Source organism: Collinsella sp. AF02-46-1 (genome assembly GCF_003465825.1).
Classification (GTDB): domain Bacteria; phylum Actinomycetota; class Coriobacteriia; order Coriobacteriales; family Coriobacteriaceae; genus Collinsella.
This window is the reverse complement of sequence record NZ_QSBV01000005.1, coordinates 58050-76443: the sequence shown is the minus strand read 5'-3', so window position 1 is coordinate 76443 and position 18394 is coordinate 58050. Positions and strand designations below refer to the sequence as shown.

Sequence of the window (18394 nt, the reverse complement as noted above, 5' to 3'; positions counted from 1 at the left end):
TTCACGAACGTCTGTTCTAGAATAACACAACGGGGCCAAAGTACTTAATGCAAGATTGATTCGGCAGAAGCAATGTGTGCGAGAGAATCCCTCCCGCAATGTTTCCGTCTGCCCTAGTTCTGGCTAAAGAACGGAAACTGTCGGGGATCAACCGGCGGATGCGGCATCGGACCACCCTGGGCCCCGCCCTGCGGTCCGCCCTGGCCGCCCATCATCTTTTCGATGGCGTCCTGGACCTCACCCTCAAACTTTTTCATACCCTCGTGCAGGCGGCGCTGGCCGTCCTCGGAGCGCAGCTCTTCCATCTGCTCGGGCGAAATACCCAACAGCTCGCCCAATATGCCCATCATCTCGCCGCGCATACGGTCACTCGTGTCGTCGTCGGCAAAGCGGCGCACCTCGGCGCGTGCCAGCGAATCAACCGTCATGCGCTCCTTACCGTTTAGCCCCAGATCGGACCACGCAAGCATGTACGGCCAGGCGCGCTCGACAAACGAACGGGCCGAGACGATCGGCACCGTCGGCAGCATGCGACGAGCAGCCTCGCCCTGGCGCACAAGCATCAGCAGCAGTGAGCAGGCCTCGGGCTTGCCGGTGGCCATCGGGATATCGTCAAAGGGACGGTTGCGGTCCACGTGCGACTCAAGCGCACCATCGACCTCGCCCGGCTCAAGCCCGCCCAGCAGCTGCGCCGCGCGATCGAGCATATCAACCGGGCCGGCGAGCGTCGAGAGCGCCTGCGCCAACACGCGATCCATGCAATCCTCCACCGCGTTGAGCGTCACGAGCTCTTGGGGCACCACGGCCGAGGCGCGGTTGCGCACGCGTGCCACAAACTCGAGCGTCGACAGATACACGTCGCCAAAGGGCGCAAAGTCGCCCTGATAGCCGCCGGACAGCGCGGGCGCCGCCAGCGCGTACTCGGTCTTGGAAAGCGGGCTCAGCGCCATAGCGCCCAGCTCGAGCGCCGTATCCTCGAGCATCAGGCCCAGCGCACGCGAACGCAGGCGTTCGGCATCGCCCGCCGACACGTCGCGGTCGAGCACGCGCGCCGCATCCGGCGCATCGCGCTCGACGGTGCGGATGTGCAGGCGCTCGGCGATTGAGCGCACAGCAGAACAACGGGCGGCCTCGGCTTCCTCCTGCGCCGGCGTAAAGATGCGATTGCGCCCCAGCACCAGGCCAATCACATTACGCGGACCCAAGGCATCGACGGCAAGCGCTGCCAACAGGGACGACGGCAAATCGCCCTCGAGCGCCACCACGGCACGCGACGCACCGCGGGCGCGGGCATTGTCGCGCACGGCAAGCACCAGCGCCTGCCACAGCCACTCCTCGGAGCGAAACTGGGGCAGCTCATGGTCCTCCAGGGCATCGAGCATCACGCCGCGCTGAATCTCCTGAACCAGCAGACTCTCTTCAAAACACGGCGCCTGGGCCACCACGCGTCCGCAGTCGTCAAGCACAAACGACCCGCCGGTATACACCGACTCGTCATAGGCGCCGACCGGCGCCATGCAGGCAAACCACACGCTGCGCTTGGATGCGATCTTGCGGTAGGCGCCGCTGCGAACGGCGGCAATGGCGGCGGTCTCGCGGTTGGTCATGTCAAACGCATTAAACTGGAAATAGGCAATGAGGTCGACACCGGTCGGCAGCATCTCGAGCTCGCGATCCAGGTCAAACACCACGGCGATGCGCACGCCGTCCACGTCAAACACCGGCGGTGCCCAACGTGTGTCGTTGTTCTCACCGCGCTGCAGGGCAATACTTGCGCGCGCAGGCACCACGCGACCATCCTTAAGCATCATATAGTCAAGCAGGGGCTGGCCCTCAAACGAAACCGCAGCGGGCACGATGCAGATCATATCGAGCTCTTGGATGCGCTCGGCAACGCCCGTCAGGCCCGTCAGCATATCGTGCTCAAAATCGGCAGCGCCCACCAGGCTGACCGGCATGGCACCCATAAAGAGCGGGGCCGGAACGCACAGCACACGCGTGCCGCGCTCATGGGCCAAGCGAGCCTGGTCCTCGATGCGGCCGCAAATGCCCTCAATATCACCCAGGCGCATATCGATCTGTGCAAGTGCGAGCTTCATGGCCCAGCCCTTTCCGTCGTAAATCGTCGTTGTCGTAGTAAAAGCGCCGGCCGCATAATGCAGCCGGCGCTCGCATGTGCATATGCTAGCTATGATACCCCGAGCGGGGGCGCGCTCCTAGAACGTCGCGGACCACAGCCCATGCAGGTTGCAGTAGGCATAGACGGTACCGGTCTTGGAGCCGCCAGCAAAAAACGTCGTGGGCTTCATGCCGGGCTCGAGGTAATGGACCTCCAGGCGCCCCTCGGCCTCAAGCGCGATCCACTCGATGTAGTGCTCGGGCAGCATGGGGTGCTCCGTCGAACCCACGCGTGCGCGAATGACGTGGCCGTCGCGCTCGATCTCGACAACAGGCACGTGCTTCTCGTGCGCCGCGTCCTCGGTGTTCGCCGTCAGCTCCGTGCAGCCGGCAGGGGTCGCAACGTCGTCGCCAAGGGCAGCAATGAGCTTGCCATTGGAATCCTTAAAGAATTTCGCCATGATGTTCTCCTTTGCTGATGTGCCAATATTCCTGATGCTTCTTATGCCCAAAGGCAGGCAAACCATCCACGGCACGGCAAATGAACACATAACGGGCGAGGCAAGCGGTCGGGCCAGGACGAACCGATGACCTGGCCCGACCTGGCAGCCCCATCCCGCGCGCAGCTAGCGACCATCGCCGCCCAGCAGCGCCAAAACATCTTCGCGGGTAAACAGCGCCGACGAGATGCCGTCGCCGCCGAGCACGCTGTTGACCAGGTCGCGCTTGGACTCCTGCATCTGCATAATGCGTTCCTCGATCGTGTCCTTGGCGATGAGCTTATACACGGTCACGGTATGTTGCTGGCCAATGCGGTGGGCGCGGTCAGTCGCCTGGTCCTGCGCGGCCACGTTCCACCACGGGTCGTAGTGAATGACCACGTCGGCCGCCGTCAGGTTAAGGCCAACGCCGCCCGCCTTGAGCGAAATCAAAAAGACCGGAACCTCGCCCGCTTGGAACTGCGCGACCATCTTGGCGCGGCTCTCCTTGGACGAAGCACCCGTGAGCTTAAGGAAAGCAATGTCCTCCTTGGACAGGCGTTTGCCGATGATATCGAGCATGCCCGTAAACTGGCTGAACAACAGGATGCGATGCCCGCCGTCGAGTGCGCCGTGCACGAGTTCCATGCACGTATCGAGCTTGGCGCTCCCCGCCTTGTAATCCTCGTAGTGTAGACGCGGGTCGCAGCAGATCTGGCGCAGCTTGGTGAGCTCGGCGAGCACCTTGAGCTTGTCTTTCTTAAACTCGGATGCCTCGCGGTGCTGCACCTGCTGGGCGATGCGGTCCTGGTTTGCCAGGTAGAGCTTGCGCTGCTCGCCGGTAAGCTGCGCCATCACCGTATCCTCGATCTTCTCGGGCAGGTCGGCCACCACCTCTTCCTTGACGCGACGCAGCACAAACGGCGACACGAGCGCCTGCAGACGAGCGGCACTATCGCCCTCAGCATGCTCGACGGGACTTTCAAAGCGCTTGGCAAATGAGTCGCGCGTGCCCAGAAGGCCCGGCATCAAAAAGTCGAAGATGCTCCAGAGCTCGGACAGGCGGTTTTCGATGGGCGTGCCCGTCAGGGCAAAGCGCACGCCGGCCGGCAGGCGCTTGGCGGCGCGGGCCACCTGGGTGAGCGGGTTTTTAATGTACTGGGCCTCGTCGAGTACCACGCGGGCAAAGTCCTGCTCGACGTATTCGTCGATGTCGCGGCGCATGAGGTCATACGACGTCACGACCACGTTGTGCTCGGCTGCGCCGGCAATTTGCACGCGACGCTGGGCTTTGGCGCCCACGATGGCGCACACATCAAGCGAGGGGGCAAAGCGCTCCAGCTCGGCGGTCCAGTTGTACACAAGCGACGCGGGGCACACCACGAGCGTGGGCTTGGTATCCCCCGCTTCCACGCGCGCCAGAATGTGCGCGATCATCTGCAGCGTTTTGCCCAGGCCCATATCGTCGGCCAAGATGCCGCCAAGGCCCAGGTGCTCAAGCGAGCCGAGCCACTGGTAGCCGTCGACCTGATAGCCGCGCAGCGTGGCCTTGAGCGAGACGGGTACCGTAAAGTCCATCTTGCCGAGCGTGTCCAGGCGCTCGACGGTGCGGCGGAACGCCGCGTCGCGATCGGCCTCGAGCGCCGGCGTGCGCGCGATCATGCTGTCGACAAACAGGGTGCTCGACGCGGGAAGCGACACGCCGTCGAGCAGGTCGACGGCATCGACGCCCAGGTCCTCGGCAAGACCAAACGCGGCACGCGCTCCCTCGTCCAGGCGCACGATATCCCCGGACGTAAGGCGCGCGAACGTCTGGTGGCGCTTATACGAATCGAGATAGATGGCAAGGTCAGCCGCCGAAAGCCCGCTCGCACCCAGCTCGACGTCGAGCAAGTTGCTCTTGACGGTGGCGCGCACCGAGAGCTTGGGCGCAGGGCGGACCGAAATCTGGCGCAGGCGGTCGCTGAGCATGACCTCGCCCAGCTCGGACAGGGCAGACAAGCCCTCGGTCAGCAAGTGGAACAGGCGGGCGTCATCGCGTTCCTCAAACGCCAGGCCGCCCTCGTAAAAGTCGAAATACAGGGCCGCCGTATCCATAACGCGAAACTCCGCCAGCGTATCGCGGGGCGGAACGCCGGGGCGTTGCTCTTCGAAAGGACTGCCCGGAGCACCAAGACTAAAGAGATCTGCCGACCAATCGCCGTAGGTCGCCGTAATCTTGCAGGTCACAAGACCATCGTCGACGCCAATCGCCATGGCAAAGCTCGGCTCGGGCGCCACGGTATCGAGCGCAGTGGGAGCGGTCAGGTCGGTGTAGTCGCGCAAAATGGGCAGCGCCATGCGGCAGAACTCACCCACCTGGTCGGCGGCGATATGGACCGGCGTGCGGCAGGGCAACAAGTGCGAAAGGAACGGCGCCGCATGTTGGGCAAACGCCGTGTCGGTACGGCGTGCGCGGCGTGTATCGACCAGATAGGCTGCGTCGCCCGCGACAAAGCAGTATGTATCGGCCGGCAGGCGCAAGTCGTAGCTGTCACCAGCCGCCGGCGCGATTTTGGCGGCAAGGAGCGGTGGGCGCTTAGCCGGGACTTCGCCCTCCCCCTGCGGCGACGACTCGACTGCCACCTCGTAGGAACGATGCGTCGTCGTCCCCCGCGACCAAGCAGGCTCAAAGGACATGGTCCTGCCGCGCAGCAGGTCCAGCACGGACACGATGGAATACTCGGATACCGGCAACTGACGCTCGGCGACAAAGCCGCTGCGGGCAAAGTCATACGATGCCGAGCGCGAGCTCGTAATATCGCCTAGGTAGGCGACCGTCATTGCGATAAAGTCGAGCAGCTTTGTCGACACGTCATCGAAAGCCTCGGGCACATGGGCAAACGTAAGCTTCTTGCCATAGGAGAACGTACCGCCGCGCACATAGGCATCGGCCATGCCGTCGATATCCTTAACCACGTAGGACACCGAACCGCAGCGAATGCGAAACTCGAGCGCCCAGTTAAAGCGATCGGCAAACAGCGGATTGTAGTACGGCACCAGCGAGGGCTCCAGCACCGCTTTGGGCGCATCGGGGTCAATGGTGCCGGCGAGCTTGCGGCGCATGGCCGCGAGCTCGTCCATGCGCGCGTCCGAAAGATCGAAAAGCGCCGCCACAAGGCTCGGGCTCGTGGGGACGGGCGCCGGGAAGGGAAAATTGGGGTTGACCGCAGATGCGGTGGGCGCGGGGCGCGTGGGCTGCTTGGACTGTGTGGGCGGTACTGTAAACGTGCGGACCGGTGTGCGCAAGCCCTCGACGGGCTCGGCGCCGCTGGCATCCAGATACGCCAGCGCCGTGGCGATGGCGTGCTTGCACATGCCGGAATAGCGGAAGGAGGCGGGGCAATCGCAGTCGTAGTCGATAACCTCGTGCTCGTCCATGTCGAGCGCCACGTGCGTCTTGTACAGGTCGCCGCGCGAGCCGCGCACCGAGCCCTCGATGTTCACGTTTTTGGAGAAGCGCGAGCCGGAGTCCTCAAACGACAGCACGGCGCCGTTGAGCATGAGCGAGCGCCCCTTCATAAAGGTACTGCTGAGCGCCGCCTCCTTACGAAGCGCCTGCACAAACGTCCCCTGCGCCATCACTTCCTCCAATCTCGCATGCCAAATGATTTTTCTGGGACGGGGATGAAAAATCATTCCCGTCCCAAAAAGACTGGTCTTCCGCCACACGTCACCCAAAATGATTTTTTAATCCCCGTCCCAGAAAAATCATTTTAGATCACCGTCACGCGGCCTTGGGTACCCACGATGGCCTTGGCCTCTGCCAGCAGCGGAATCGAGCGTGCGTTGACCTTGGCCGGCACCTCGGCACGCAGTACGCGCCCGTCCACCTGCTCGATAAAGATCTCCACGCGGTCGCCGCCCGGGTTGGCGGTAAGCACCGTGGCAAGACGCGCCATATTGCCCTGGCTAAAGCGGCTGTTGGGCACCATGACCTCAAACACCTTGGGCTTGTTGTTCTCCTCGTTAAGCTCAAGCGGCACGATCTCCTGCGCGATGATCTGGTCGCCGCGGTCCGAACGCTCGAGCTTGCCCTTAATGCGCACAAACGCGTCGGACAGCTGCGCGCCGGTCTCGGGATCGACCTCGCCGTACAGGTACCCCTCGGCCTCCTTGTAGGTCTTGGGGAACACCACGACCGTGGCCTCGCCTTCCATGTCCTCGAGCTGCACGATGCCCATGGGATCACCGTTTTTGGTCACGCGCTTGGACACGCTCGAGACCATGCCGGCCCACCACAGTGCCTTACCCTCGGGAATCTCCTGGTTAATGGTACCGCCCGTGGGGTTTTGTACCTCGTAGCCAGTGTCGATCTGCGAGAACGAGAAGTCGCGTGCCTTGGCTAGTGCATACTCAAACGGGCGCAGCGGGTGGTCCGAGACATAGATGCCCAGAACCTCCTTCTCCTGGCTCAGCTTAAGGTGGCGGTCCCACTCCTGGCCATCCGGGTCGGGCACGCTCACCTCAAAGCCCGAGCCCTCAACGTCGCCAAACATATCGAAGAACGACGTCTGGCCGCTCGCACGATCCTTCTGGCGCTTCACCGCGGCATCGATGATGTTCTCGGGGTTGTTCTTATCCACAAAGTGCATCATCTGGCGGCGCGGATAGCCCGTGGAGTCGAAGGCGCCTGCCTTGATGAGCGATTCGATCACGCGGCGGTTGGCCTGGCTGGAGTCCACGCGCTCGACAAAGTCGTGCAGCGTCTTAAACGGACCGCCCGCCTCGCGCTCGGCGATAATCGCCTGCGCCACGCCAGTGCCCACGCCGCGGATGCCGGCCAGACCAAAGCGCACGCCCTCCTTGGTAGCCGTGAACTCGGTACCCGACTCGTTGACATCTGGCGACAGCACGGGAATGCCGTCGTGACGGCACGCCGAGACGTAGTGAACGATCTTGTCGGTCTTGCCCGTATAGGACGTCAGAACGGCCGCCATGTACTCGTGCGGATAGTGCGCCTTGAGCCACGCCGTCTGCATAACCAGGATGGCGTAGCCGGCGGAGTGCGACTTGTTAAAGGCGTAAGATGCAAACTCGAGAACATCGTCCCAAATCTTCTGGGCGACCTCGCGCGTGTAGTTGTTCTTGATAGCGCCGTTCATCCAGTGGTCGTAGGTGGTCTCGTCCGAGCCATCCTCCCAGTGCAGCACCGTCGAGGTGAGCAGCTTGATCTTTTTCTTAGCCACGGGCTTACGGATACGCGAGTCCGATTCGCCCTTGGAAAAGCCGCACATCTCGACGGAGATGAGCATAACCTGCTCCTGGTAGACCATAGTGCCGTAGGTTTCGCCCAGGATGTCGTCCAGGCGGTCGTCGTAGGAGACCGCCGGCTCCTTGCCGTTCATACGGTTGATGTAGGACGAGACCATGCCGGCGCCCAGCGGGCCCGGGCGGTACAGAGCGATCAATGCTACGACGTGCTTGTACTCGGTGGGCTTCATGTTCTTGATCGTGGCCGTCATGCCGGCGGACTCGACCTGGAAGACGCCGGCGGTGTGGCCGGAGCCCATGAGCTTAAAGATCTCGGGGTCGTCAAAGGGAATCTCTTCCTCTTTGATGTCGATGCCGAAGTTCTTTTTGATGTTTGCCTTGGCCTTGGAAATAACCGTCAGCGTGCGCAGGCCCAAGAAGTCCATCTTGAGCAGGCCCATGTCGGCGACGGTATGGCCCTCGTACTGGGTAATCTCGACGCCGCCCTTAGTATCGAGCTTGGTGGGCACGTGCTCGTTGACGGGGTCGCGGCAGATCAGAACGGCGCACGCGTGCACGCCCTCGCCACGGGTGAGGCCCTCGATCGAGAGCGCCGTGTCGATGATGCGGCGGGCGTCGTCGTCCTTTTTATAGGCCTCGGCAAAGTCGGGGTTAAACAGATCCTCTTTGCCGGGTTGCTTTTCGAGCACCTGCTTGAGCTTGACCTTGGGGTCGCTCGAGACCATCTTGGATAGGCGCTGGCCCATGTAGACCGGGTAGTCCAGAACGCGCGCGGCATCGTTGATGGCCTGCTTGGCCTTGATGGTCGAGTAGGTGATAACGTGGGTGACCTTCTCGGGGCCGTAGAGCTGGCGAACGTGCTCCACGACCTCGAGGCGCCGCTCATCGTCGAAGTCCATATCGATATCGGGCATCTCGGTACGCTGCGGGGACAGGAACCTCTCGAACATCAGGCCGTTCTCGAGCGGGTCGAACGCGGTGATGTTCATGGCGTAGGCGACGATAGCGCCGGCGGCCGAGCCACGGCCGGGGCCGACGCCGATGCCGTTGTCCTTGGCCCATTGCACGTACTCGGCAACGATCAAAAAGTAGGCGGCAAAGCCCTTGTCGCAAATGACCTTGTATTCGTACTCAAAGCGCTCTTTGATGTTGACGCCACCGATCTCGCGCGTAGCCCAGTCGTCGCCGTAATGCTGGCGCAGGCCCTTCTCGCACTCGCGGCGGAACTGGCTCTCGTGCGTCTCGCCGGGATCGAGCAACGGGAAGCGCGGCAGGATGATGGAGTCCCAGTCCAGTTCCACGTAGCACTTGTCGGCGATCTCGAGCGTGTTGTCGCAGGCCTCGGGGCAATACGGGAACATCGCCCGCATCTCCTCCTCGGTCTTCATGTAAAACTCCGAGCCGGTCATGCGCATGCGGTTGGGGTCGTCGACCTTGGCGTTCATACCGATGCACATGATGACGTCCTGCACGGGCGCGTCCTCGCGGCGCAGGTAATGGAAGTCGTTGGTGGCGATGACCTTGACGCCCACCTGCTTGGCAATGTCGATGAGCGTGCGGTCCATCTGCTCATCGGTCAGGCCGTTGTCGGTGGTGATGCCGTGTTCCTGGATCTCGATGTAAAAGTCGCCGGGGTCGAAGGTGTCACGGAAGGTCTCGGCCCACTTGATGGCGCCTTCCATGTCACCGCGGTCGATGTACTTGGGGATGATGCCCGCGATGCAGGCGCTCGTGCAGATCATGCCCTTGGCATGGCGGCGCAGGTTGTCGAGCGTTACGCGCGGCTTGTAGTAAAAGCCCTGCACGGCGGCCTCGGAGACCGTCTGCATCAGGTTGACGTAGCCTTCCTGGTCCTTGGCCAGGAGGATCATGTGGTAGAGCTCGGGCTTGTGGTCGCGGGCAAGGGTCTCGTCCGGCGTAAAGTAGACCTCGCAGCCAAAGATGGGTTTGATGACCAGCGGCGGCTTGAGCTCGTCGATATTGCCTTTCTCGTCCCACATGGCCATGTCTTTGACGTACTGGGCATGCTCGCGCGGGTTTGCCTCGGGGTCGGGCTCCACCAGCTCGTCGCGGCGGTCCTTTTCCAAGAAGGCCTTGTCGTGGCTCCAGGTTTTGTACTCGGGCGTGTTGTGGTTGACGGCGTCGCAGGCCAGCGCCAAGTCGGGCACGCCATACATGTAGCCGTGGTCGGTAATGGCCACGGCGGGCATGCCAAGCTCAACGGCACGGTTGACCATATCCTGGATACGGGTTGCGCCGTCGAGCATGGAGAAAACAGTGTGATTGTGCAGATGGACGAATGCCATGTAATGAGCTCCGATGCGGGTTCGTGATCTTAGGGTTACGATTCTACCGCACGGCGCGGACGGCACCCGAACCTAGCCCAAACCCACACGGCTCCTCTTGCAGTTGCGGTGAAATGCGGACTGTTTGGCGGCTTTTTTGGCCAAAACATTCCGTATTCCACCGCAAGTTATCTGAGGGCTAGAGATTGTAGGTGACCACTTGAGGTTCGGCGGGATTGACGAAGATGGTTGGATTCGCCTGCTCCACGCGAACGAACTTGACGGTCACGACCTCAAAGCCCGCCTTGTGCAGAACATCCGAATAGACGCGCGCCTGCAGGGCGTGCTTCTCGAGCAGCTGGTCGGGTGTCTCATCCGGCGTGCCACCCGTCTTGTAGTCGATGACCAGCGCGCGTGACGGATCGGCCGGGTCGGTCGCCAAAGCGTCGATGGCGCCCTCGGCATATGCACCGTAGCGAGCGATGTCCTCGTCCTCGCAGCCCAGCGAAAAGAACGGCACCTCGGCGCGAACGCACGGCCACGCGAGCAGGTCGGCACGAACAGCCGACTTGAGCCAGCGGTCCAGGGCAACGTCGAAGCGCTCGCGCTGCTCCGGCGTCAGGCGCCACAGACGCGCCAGCGCTTCGGCGCGCGCGGTGGGCAGCTCATCGGCACCCATCTCGATGAGCCACTGGCAGGCGGCGTGGAAGGCCGAACCCAAGGCCATGGGATTGCCGGCAGGCTCGACAGCAGCCACGTCTGCATCGGCCATTTCCGAGCCGTCCGACTCTGCATCATCGCCGGACTCGTCCATGGGCACACGCGCCTCGGCGGCACGGTCTTCCGTCTCGGCATGGAGCGCCGCGGCGATTGACGAGTAGCTATACGAGTCACGCGCCGGAAACGGACAGATGCCCATGCGCACGCCCACTGCCTGGGGATACACAAGCTCAAACGAATCGGGCTTGGAGTCGGCAGGACCGGGCACAGTTGAGTGCGCAGCATTATCAGCAACATCGACATCGCCGCGAACAAGCCTACCCTCGGCATCCAGCGAAGCGTTAGCCTCAAACGCCTGCTCACCAAAGGTAAAGTCCGCCAGCGAGATGAGCTCGTAATCGCCCGGCTTGGAGTTGTCGAACACCAAACGGTCGCCATCGAGCTGCGGCATGTCCAGGCTGTCAGTCGGCAGGATGCGGCGCAGCACGTCGTAGGTCAGATCGGCCTCGACGTCGAAGGTCGGCGCACACAGCTTGCCGCGGCTCACACCGGCATCCATCGCCAAGATCACCAGCTCGCCCGCTCGCGTCATGGCAACGTAGAGCAAGCGGGCCCGTTCCTCGAGCGAAAGCCGCAGGTCGTCGTTACGCAGGCGGGCAAATGCCTCGGCGGGAGAGCCCGTCGCACAGACGTCCTCCATGAGCTCCGGCGGGAGCCACAGCGACGTACCCTTGCCCTTAAACGCATGCTCAAACTGTTTTTTGACGTCATCGCCCTTCACAAAGGTACCGTCGGCGAGCTTAACGCCGTCGAAGCGTGCCGGCAGTGCCACGACCTGCGCTCCGCCCTCGACGCGACCCATCTGTGCCGCACCGGACGATTTGCGCACGCCAAAACACTCGGCAACCGCCACGACCGGATACTCCAGGCCCTTGGACGCATGCACGGTCATGATGCGCACCGCGCCGTCGCCCTCCTCGTTGAGGGCGCCCGGGGCCTCCTTGCCCGCCAAGAAGCGGTCGAAGGCGAGCGCGATGGAGCGCGGAGAATTGCCGAGCTCGGCCTCTGCCTCGGCCACGGCGTCGAGCGCCTTGAGCACGTTGGCGGCAATGGCCTTGCCCTCGGGGCCGCGCTGCGCCAGACGCACGAACCAGCCGGAGGCATTGACCACATCGCGCGCGATGGCGGCGAACGAATCGCGGCCCACGCGACGAAGCGCATACCGCAGCACCTCGCGGGCGCGCGTCACGAGCGGCAGGTTCTGCAATCCCGGCACATCGGAATCGCTCATGATGCCCACATCGATATTACGGCGCGACGTCTCGCCCGTCTGCTCGTCGAGTTTGGTCGCCAGCGCCAGGAACTCCTGGGCGCCGAGTGCAAACATCGGCGAGGCCAACAACGGCATGAGACCCTGCGCCGTATCGGCCGGATTGGCAAGCGCGCACACCAGGGCGCGCACCGTTTGGACCTCGGCAGCCTGGGCAAAGACCGAACCTCCCGCGATAACGCAGTCGAGTCCCTGGTCGCGGAAAGCCTGGGCGTAGACGTCGGCATTAGTCATACGGCCCAGCAACAACACCATGCTGCCCTGGGGCTGGCCCGCTTTAACGAGCGCTTGGAACCGCTCCGCAATCGCACGAGCTTTCGCCTGCGTTCGCTCCTGCGTGTTGCCACCGACAACGAACAGCGCCTGGCGGCGCGAAGCCTTTGCCTTGAGCTTGTCCTTGCGTTTGTCGCTCGGTTCAAGATCCAAGAACCCCTGCATCAAACCACCGGTGTCGCCGTCAAAGACGCGCGCCACATAGCGCAGTACCTCGTCGTGACTGCGGAAGTTGCGCACGAGCTTAACGAGCTCGCCGGCGGGGGCATCGGATGCGAAAGCCGTCACGGGCGCCGTCGTCGATCCCACCTTGCGCTCCTGGCGGCGAAACACCTCAACCTCGGCGCCACGGAAGCGGTAGATCGACTGCTGTGCATCGCCCACGGTGCACAGCGCACGCTCACCCGTGCCCGTCAGATAGCGAATCAAATCGACCTGCATCTGATCGGTATCCTGGAACTCGTCGATCATGACCATCTTAAAGCGGCCCTCGTAGGCGGCTCGGATGGCGGGATGATCGCGCAGCGCCTCGTATGCCATGCGCAACAGATCGTTATTGTCGAGCGCGGACTGGTCGGCCTTGAGCGCACGGTACTCCGCCTCTACGGCACGGGCAAGCCCCACCAGCGCATCGAGCGCCGGGCCGCCGCAGGCAAGCACGATATTGATAAACGCATCGGCGGCCTCGGCCTTGAGTAGCTCCACCTGCTCCTTAGGAAACGCCTTGCTCGCCCGAGGCATGCTGCACGACATCATGAGTCGCGCCGCATCCTCCATGGTTTTGCCGCTCGCCTCAAACGCGTCGATGGCGTCGAGTGCCACCTGCGCTTTCTCGGTCGTGGCCTTGCTTGCGCCCAGCGCCGCACGATAGGCATCGGCAAGCGCCGAGGTGTCGGCCTGGCCACGCGCAACGCGCACATCGTCCATGCCGCCCGGAAGCTGGCTCGAGAGCTCCAGCAGGTCGCGCACCAGGCCTTTGATGGTGGTACCGGCGCCAAACGTCCCGCCCTCGCCCGCCATGGGATACCAGGCGTAGAGGGCCTTAAGCGAAGCGGCGAGCTCGGGCGCGGCATCGGGCGCCGTCGCGCGCCCCAGCACATGCTCAACAGCCTGATCCATAAGCTCGTCGGTATCGGTGAGCACCGTGAACTCGGGATCGATGCCCAGCTCCAGCGCATGCGCGCGCAGGATACGCGAGCACATGCCGTGGATGGTCGAGATCCAAGCGTCGTCGACCGTCAGGGCCTCTTCGTCCATACCCTCGTCGATAAGCGCACGGCGCACACGGTCGCGAATCTCGGCCGCGGCGTCTTTGGTAAAGGTAATGGCGAGCACCTGGTCCAGATGCTCGACAAACGGACCGGATTCGGGCGAGAGCGCGTAGACAATGCGGCGCGTGAGGGTAAAGGTCTTGCCCGAGCCGGCACCCGCCGAGACAAACAGCGGGCGGTCGAGCGTTTTGACGACTTGCAGCTGTTGCGGCATCAAAGTCGAAAGATCCATGGTCTACACGTCCCTCCTTACAAACGTTCCTTCGTGGTTATACGAGCAGCGCGCATGCGCGGCCTGCGCCGACGTCGGATCGACAGCGGCGACGTCGCCCGCCTCGAGCTCGCGCAGGCGCTCGGCAATGCCGGTCTCCACGCGGTCGAGCAGCGCATCGAAGTCCATGTTGCCGCCCTCGCCCGGAAAGCCCTTCTTGAGGCCCGGGATGCGACCGTCGCCGCGCTCTTCCTCGAGCAGCTCGGCACTCGCCGCGCCGCGCAGCGCGGGCTTGCCACCCTTGGTCGAAAAATAGAGCGCAGCACGGGTATCTAGGCCCAGCGCCCGACGCATGGCCTGGGCGTAGATGAATGTCTGGGTATGGGGCGGCAGCCAGCGCGGGTCGTCGATGGGGGCCTCGCCCGACTCCTCGTCGCGCACCGTAGGATCGGCGAGCTTAAACTCCTCGACACCCGAACGATGCTTGTAGTCGATTACCACGGCGCGATTCTCGGCATCCACATCCACGCGGTCGATGCGCCCACCGAGCGGCCAACCGGCATACTCGACCTTAAGCTCATTAAAGGCGAACTCAAGGTAGCGCGGGGCAAAGGGGGCAAGCGCCTCGGACTCGTAGGCAAGCACGCCGTCCAGCTGCGGCAAGATCTCGGCCACTTGGCGCTCCTCCACTGGAGAGAGCGGCACCAGCGGGCCCTCGGTACCGCGCTTGCCGGCGTGCTCGGCCAAGGTCTCGTCAAAGACCTCGCGCAGCAGCTCCTGTGCGCGCGGCAGGTTCTCGGGCGTCACGCGCTCCATGCCCTCTTGGGGCAGACGGGCATGCAGATGTTCCAGCACGTCGTGGACGAAGTTGCCCTTCTCCATGTTGCCAAAATCCGCGTCGATAGACTGGGGCTTGACGCGATATGAGACAAACCAGCACAGCGGGCAGGTGGAATAAGCCTCGATCTGCGAGGCGGACGTCAGACGCGGCACGAGCGGCGCGCCCTCGCCCTCGCCATCGCGACGGCGCAGGACCAGATATGGAACGGCCTCGGCGCTCAGATGCTGAGGGGCTTCACAGGTCACGCGCTCGCGCTTGAGACCTTCGCCTGCTGCGGGATCGAAGTCCCTTACGATATCGCCCTCGCCCACGCAATTCGCCTTGTCGGCGCCTGCGGCCTTGTCGTCGTCAGTGGCCTTAGCGTCGTCAGCTGCCTTGTCGTCGTCAGTGGCCTTAGCGTCGTCAGCTGCCTTGTCGGCGTCTGCGGCCTTAGCAGCTTCAGCGGCCTCGGCATGCGCCCGCAACTCGGTCCACGCGGCAGCCGGATAGCACTCACGCGCCTGGCGATCGTGCGTCACGCGCGCAAGCGCAACCGGGCCGCGTGCCGCCTGCATCGCGTGGCCAAAGCGCACGCGCAGCAAGGCCGCGGGCTCAAGCGTCACGCCCTCGCGACCAAGGCTCGCCGTCAGCGTGGCCAGCGGACCCTCCTCATGTGAGAGCGGATAGCTGTCCAGATCGACATCGGCAAACAGCACGGCATCGTAGGTGCCGGGGCGCAGGGCCGCCGCATCGGCAAGCGAAGCAAAACGAACCTGAGCACGCGGCGCGCGGTCAACCTCGTAGGTCTCGTAATCGTAGGCGGTGCTACGCTTGTCCACCTTGGTGCGAACGCCATCGAGCACGGGCACGGTCGCGGCCTGCGACACGTCGAGCGCGCGGGCGCCGTTCATAAGGATGTCGATGACATGGCGCAGCAGGGCCACCTCCGCCTGGCGACGGGCTTGGCCATCCAAGCTGCCCAGCGAGCGATCGGGCAACGCCTCGGCAACGGCAAGCATGGCCTTGAGCGCCGTCACGGGCTTGTCACGCCACAGCGCCTGGAACACGTCCGAGACCACACACGGCACGTTCTTAAACCAGTTTTCGTCACTCGCCGCCTTGCGTGCGCCCCTCACCTGGCCTTGGACGCTCTGCAGCAGGCTCTTAACGCCCGCGGTAGTCTTGCTGCGCGAGAGACGCATATTCTTATCGAAGGTTCGAGCATTGGCGGCATCAGCACCCGAAAGCGGACTGTAAATCCAGTCGGTAAGCTCCGGCGCGGGCCACCACTCGGTCTTTGACGCTATGCCCTCATCGGCGGCCTTCATGCGCTCGATCAGGCCGGCAAGTGCCGCAAACTGCCTGCCCGCAATGGACTGGGAAAACGCCGTGAACTCATTTGTCTCGGCGGCGATATGACGAGCCGCCAGACGAGAGGCGAGCTCACCGAACAGCTGGGGTGCCCGGGCAGAAACGACGAGCACGCGCACGGGGTCGACGGGCGTTGCGGTAGCTTTATCGGCCTTGGACTCCTTGTGCGCTTTCACCAACTTTTCGATGGCGTCCGCATAGACATGAGCACGGGCATGGGGGCCGGCGACCTCAATGAAGGTAGGCTGAGCGGCGGTCCCGCAAGCGGCATCAGACGCGACGGCGTCCTCCCCCAGCGGCGCGACCTCAAACAGCACACCGCGGGCATCAAATGCCGTGGCAAGCTCCTCGCGCATCGCCGACTGCTCGCGGGCAAGCAACACGACGACTTCTCCCCCATTGTTCGCCACGGCAGACAGCAGCTCGAGCAGACCGTGCGTAAACGACGTGATACCGCGCACGCATACGGCGCGGGTGCACGCCGGCAGGCTATCGGCCAGGGCACCGGCCATAATGTCAGCCGCCTCGCAGGGCTCGACCATATCTCGACGGTCCAAACCGCCCGCATAGGTGCGCAAAAGCTCGAACACACGAGCCTCGGCATCGCTTTTTGGCTCCGGCTGGCAATTGTCGCCACGGCATCGCTCGGCACCCGTCCCCGCCACACCAGGCAGCACATCGCGGGCCATGCGCGCAAGCATGCGCACCGTGCCCTGGCTGCGCGAAAGCGGCTGCAGGTCGGCATCGCCGAGACGCGTGACCATGTCCGAGAACAGCATCTGGCGCTGCAGGTTGTCGACGAAACCGCGCCCGTCGCCCAAAAGCTCCCAAAGCGAGCGAAGCCACGATGTAGGCGTCTTGTAGTCGATACCCAGCGAAACGCCGGCTTCCGCCGCATCATGACGACACAGGTCGAGCTCGGCAAACGTAGGTGCCAGCAACACGGCACGCCCGCGGCGGGCAATAAGGTCGGCAAGCAGCGCCGACTCGGCACCGCTCAAATCCGTGCCGGCATTGGTGGTATAGATTCGAACAGGCATGGTCCTCCACTCAAACCGTTCGCAATAATCAATGCATCCATCCTACCCGCCCGAGCGGACAGATTTGCCCCACGCCAACAGATTTGATCCCTTGAGGACGGAGGAAAACGGATCATCGAGGGGGTCAGTCTAACCCGGTGATCCGTTTTCCTCCGTCCCCAAGGGATCAAAAAACCGCCCCCGGAGGAGCGGTTTTGCACAATTCGTTTTTGGCGCGGCCTACTCGCCATCCTCCAGCTTAATGAGGATCTTGCGGTAGCCACCGTACTCGCCGTTGAGCGCCTTGGACACACGGCTCACCGTGGTGGACGAAGCGCCGGTACGCGCCTGAACCTCGACATAGGGCTCGCCCTCGTCCAGGTAACGCGCGACCTGCAAACGCTGCGATAGATCGCAAATCTCGCGCGGCGTGCAGATATCGGTCAAAAACGCTTGGATATCCTTCTCGTCGTCCAAAAGGCTAAATGCGTGGACCAGCTGCTTGACATCAGGCTTGTCAAACATGTTCTCGATATTCATCGATCACCGCCAAACCCGCCAAAAGGCATCGAAGTTGATACTGACATCGGGCATCGTTCGCCCGTTCTATGCAATAGGGCAACGCCTGTGGCTTTTGCCCGTAGCAGTTTAGCACACCACCAAACTAAAGCGACAAGACTCTCTGCCAGCGGCACATTTTCTAGGACGAACGCCGTTTTGAAACCGAATGCGCACGCAAGCTCCACGAATATCTGAGACAATGGGCGGCCGAACAGGGCCGAGCCCGCGCATCCATCCGAGTTGCAAAGGTATGTGCCCCTCACGCCCCTCACCACGCCATGCGCAAGAAAGGATTCCCACCATGCGCTTTTTGCTCAACTGGCTTTTGACCTCAATCGCCATCGCGATCGCAACGTTTCTCGTCCCCGGCATTCAGCCCTTCGGCATGGCCGACGCCTGGGTCTGCTTTGCCTTCGTGGGACTGTTCCTCAACATCGTCGACTCGCTCGTCAAGCCGTTCCTGACGGTCATCTCGCTGCCGCTCACTATTATCACGCTTGGTATTTTTCAGCTCGTAGTCAACAGCTTTATGCTCGAGCTGGCCAGCTACCTGTCGGTCAATCTGCTGGGCGCGGGTATCTCCATTGCCGGCTTTGGATCGGCCTTTATGGGCAGCATCCTGGTATCCATCATGCGCAGCATTCTCGACAGCATCGCCAGGAACTAAAGCGACCGGATACGGA

Annotated in this window: 8 protein-coding genes; 1 reads left to right on the top strand and 7 read right to left on the bottom strand. The window is 63.0% G+C overall.

Annotation, left to right across the window (positions count from 1 at the left end):
• Window positions 1–113: 113 nt before the first annotated feature.
• From DWV20_RS03210 to DWV20_RS03180, 7 genes are all read right to left on the bottom strand, one after another.
• On the bottom strand, window positions 114–2099 hold the full coding sequence (locus tag DWV20_RS03210; RefSeq protein ID WP_118256369.1) for a hypothetical protein: 1986 nt from the start codon (window positions 2097–2099) through the stop codon (window positions 114–116).
• A 117-nt stretch (window positions 2100–2216) separates the two neighbouring features.
• Window positions 2217–2579: a desulfoferrodoxin family protein gene (locus DWV20_RS03205; RefSeq protein ID WP_118256368.1), complete on the bottom strand. Its 363-nt coding sequence runs from the start codon at window positions 2577–2579 to the stop codon at window positions 2217–2219.
• A gap of 165 nt (window positions 2580–2744) precedes the next feature.
• On the bottom strand, window positions 2745–6218 hold the full coding sequence (locus DWV20_RS03200; protein WP_158566298.1) for an SNF2-related protein: 3474 nt from the start codon (window positions 6216–6218) through the stop codon (window positions 2745–2747).
• A 134-nt stretch (window positions 6219–6352) separates the two neighbouring features.
• Window positions 6353–10156, bottom strand: a complete 3804-nt coding sequence (gene dnaE, locus DWV20_RS03195; protein ID WP_118256366.1) for a DNA polymerase III subunit alpha — start codon at window positions 10154–10156, stop codon at window positions 6353–6355.
• 178 nt (window positions 10157–10334) lie between these two features.
• The gene (locus DWV20_RS03190; RefSeq protein ID WP_118256365.1) at window positions 10335–13961 is read right to left on the bottom strand and encodes a UvrD-helicase domain-containing protein; all 3627 of its coding nucleotides are present in this window, start codon (window positions 13959–13961) and stop codon (window positions 10335–10337) included.
• 3 nt (window positions 13962–13964) lie between these two features.
• On the bottom strand, window positions 13965–17171 hold the full coding sequence (locus DWV20_RS03185) for a PD-(D/E)XK nuclease family protein (RefSeq protein WP_118256364.1): 3207 nt from the start codon (window positions 17169–17171) through the stop codon (window positions 13965–13967).
• A 219-nt stretch (window positions 17172–17390) separates the two neighbouring features.
• A complete protein-coding gene (locus DWV20_RS03180; protein ID WP_022094855.1) occupies window positions 17391–17690 on the bottom strand; it encodes a YerC/YecD family TrpR-related protein in 300 nt (99 codons plus the stop codon).
• Window positions 17691–18012: 322 nt separating this feature from the next.
• Between DWV20_RS03180 and DWV20_RS03175 the strand changes: the two genes are divergently transcribed.
• Window positions 18013–18378, top strand: coding sequence for a phage holin family protein (locus DWV20_RS03175; protein ID WP_118256363.1), 366 nt, complete (start codon window positions 18013–18015; stop codon window positions 18376–18378).
• The last annotated feature ends 16 nt before the right edge of the window (window positions 18379–18394 follow it).